The organism is Streptococcus sp. SR4, from assembly GCF_000517725.1.
Classification (GTDB): domain Bacteria; phylum Bacillota; class Bacilli; order Lactobacillales; family Streptococcaceae; genus Streptococcus; species Streptococcus salivarius_F.
In genome coordinates this window covers 1-2,126 of record NZ_AZYW01000012.1, presented here as the reverse complement: position 1 = coordinate 2,126, position 2,126 = coordinate 1, and the positions used below count along the sequence as shown (strand labels likewise).

The window sequence follows — 2,126 nt, the reverse complement described above, 5'->3', positions numbered from 1 at the left end:
ATATTCACCCCATCAATTTTTTAAACTACGAAAAGCAATATCACCTACAGTCCGATTGACTTTATCTTTGATATTAACGTAAGTTTTTGTAATCTCTTTATCACTATGAGTAAGAGCTTCTGAGATGGCTTCAAGAGAAACACCTGCTTGTTTAGCAAGAGTAGCACCAGTATGTCTTAGTTTGTGTGGTGATGCTGGTGCTAATTCGGGATGTCTTCGTCTGACTGATTTCATCTTGATAAAACTTAAAATTTTTCTAATTATAACGAAGCATAGTCAAAAAGCTATGACCTCTATATTCACAAAAAAATCCAGACCAATACTAGTCCAGATTTCTTGTCTATTAAACATTCTTTTCAAAGAATGGAAGAACGGCTGTAACGGCTTTGTCAACGCAATTATTTAACTGTGAGAATCCGACGCACATAAATTTTAAATGGCGTCTCAGTCACATTTAAATTTATGAGACGCTTAGACGTTAGGCTTTCAATTTATCAAATTTTGATTTGATGTTTGCCTTGAACTCTTCAATTTTGGCCTTGCGCTCTGCTTTACGTTCAGCCTTCATTTGCGCACGCGCTTGGTTGTAGAGGTCTTCTTGGACTTGCAGAGCTGCTTCGATTTCGGCTACGACGGTTGCTACATCCCAACGCACGATTTGGGTGTCGTACTTGGTGAAGTAAGCATCGATGACTGCTTCGTTGTTTTCTTGCACCAAGGCGACAACGGCTGTTTCGCCGTCGATCAATTTTTGAGACACAACGTCAATCAAGCCAGCTTCTGCCGTATCAACGGTATCACCAGCAGCCAAACCATAGAGGCTGCCAATACCATAACCAAACAAGACGCCGATAGGACCACCCAAAAGCCCGATAACTGCACCGAGCAAGCCACCTTCTAGGGTTGCATCCGTCGTTGAATCTTCAAAGTCATAGCGTTCTTTTTCAACGATGTGACCGTTTTCATTTTTGACCAAGGCGATTTGAGCAACCTTGGTCGTCTGAGTTTGGCGGAAAGCCTTCAAATCCGCAAAGGACTGATAAGCTTCGCTTTCAGTGTTAAAGACTGAAACTACTAGGTTTTCCATAGTTAGTACCTCTTTTCTAAAAATTACATGTGCATTGTAACACAGTTTCAATCACTTTTCAATCATTTTAGTGCGACATTTTAATTGCTATGTCGCGTTTATCAGCGTCAAAGAACAGTTTCAGCAGCGGTATATCTTTGCCATATCCCAGCCCAGACACTCTGGAGACTCTGAGTGACTATCAAGAAAGGCGTCCAGCAACATCTTAAAGCCTCCCGTGCAAAAAGTAAATAAATAGTGTTTTTCCTGTATGCCTGTCACACGGCTAAAAGACCGCTTGACCAAATCTTCCAGAAAATTATAGCAGATTTATGTACCAGCTCTGTGTAGCGAGTCTGATGAGCGTGCCGAATCACATCGACACTTTTATAGAATCTGCCAACTGTTTCCTTATGGTCGAATCCTTGAAAGAAGTCGCTTTATTCGTCGGTCAAGACAATTAATTTGGCTGGTGCAACTGATTCGCCAAGCTATGAACAAGCAATTATTACCTTTTGAAAGCAAAAATGGCAATTATGAAGGTGAAGCTACTCAGGTCTTAGTTCTTCTATCCAATTACTATGCAGACAAAAAACTATTTGATGAAAATACAGATGAATATGGAAATATCTTGATTTTAAAGGATTCATCCATCATTTCTAAATTATCGGCTATCCCAGATTTATTAAAAAGGGGATCTAGTAGGTAACAATAATATCGAATATATCAAAGTACGCAATATTAGGATTTCTTCAGAGGTTGAGTTAGAGTCAGATGTTGATGGGGATAAGTCGGATAATCTGCCAATAGATATAAAAATACTAGAAAACAGGCTTGAAAAAGGCTCGTAAAGCTAGCCAGTTCTCTAAACGTTAATTCGTTGCTGGACAGCAGAATACAAACGAAAACACTTTGCATCTTGCAAGGTGTTTTTTTCTATGAGAACTGGCGGTGCGCAATTAGGATAGCTCTAGCGACTTTAGTCGCATAGAGATATGCTATGCACAGTTGCCCCAAGAAAACAAGCGAAGCGATGTTTGATTGGATGGCAACCACTGCA

The 2,126-nt window shown here is 40.0% G+C and carries 2 protein-coding genes and 2 pseudogenes; 2 read left to right on the top strand and 2 right to left on the bottom strand.

Features of this window, described 5'->3' with window-relative positions:
- Window positions 1-12: 12 nt before the first annotated feature.
- Together HMPREF1519_RS01960 and HMPREF1519_RS01955 are read right to left on the bottom strand one after the other, a co-directional pair.
- The gene (locus HMPREF1519_RS01960) at window positions 13-234 is read right to left on the bottom strand and encodes a tyrosine-type recombinase/integrase (protein WP_037611047.1); all 222 of its coding nucleotides are present in this window, start codon (window positions 232-234) and stop codon (window positions 13-15) included.
- A 244-nt stretch (window positions 235-478) separates the two neighbouring features.
- Window positions 479-1,087 carry a DUF1269 domain-containing protein gene (locus HMPREF1519_RS01955; protein ID WP_037611045.1) on the bottom strand — a complete coding sequence of 203 codons (609 nt, stop codon included), beginning with the start codon at window positions 1,085-1,087 and terminating at the stop codon, window positions 479-481.
- Between the two features lie 349 nt (window positions 1,088-1,436).
- Here HMPREF1519_RS01955 and HMPREF1519_RS10800 point away from each other — a divergent pair.
- Both HMPREF1519_RS10800 and HMPREF1519_RS10635 read left to right on the top strand, forming a co-directional pair.
- A pseudogene (locus HMPREF1519_RS10800) lies at window positions 1,437-1,580 on the top strand (IS982 family transposase); the annotation flags it as partial.
- Between the two features lie 3 nt (window positions 1,581-1,583).
- Window positions 1,584-1,917: pseudogene (locus HMPREF1519_RS10635) on the top strand (diacylglycerol/lipid kinase family protein); the annotation flags it as partial.
- Window positions 1,918-2,126 lie beyond the last annotated feature (209 nt).

What these genes read in the sequence shown, in the direction of transcription:
- HMPREF1519_RS01955 (WP_037611045.1), bottom strand. Translation starts at nt 1,087, where the DNA reads ATGGAAAACCTAGTAGTTTCAGTCTTTAACACTGAAAGCGAAGCTTAT.
- HMPREF1519_RS01960 (WP_037611047.1), bottom strand. Translation starts at nt 234, where the DNA reads ATGAAATCAGTCAGACGAAGACATCCCGAATTAGCACCAGCATCACCA.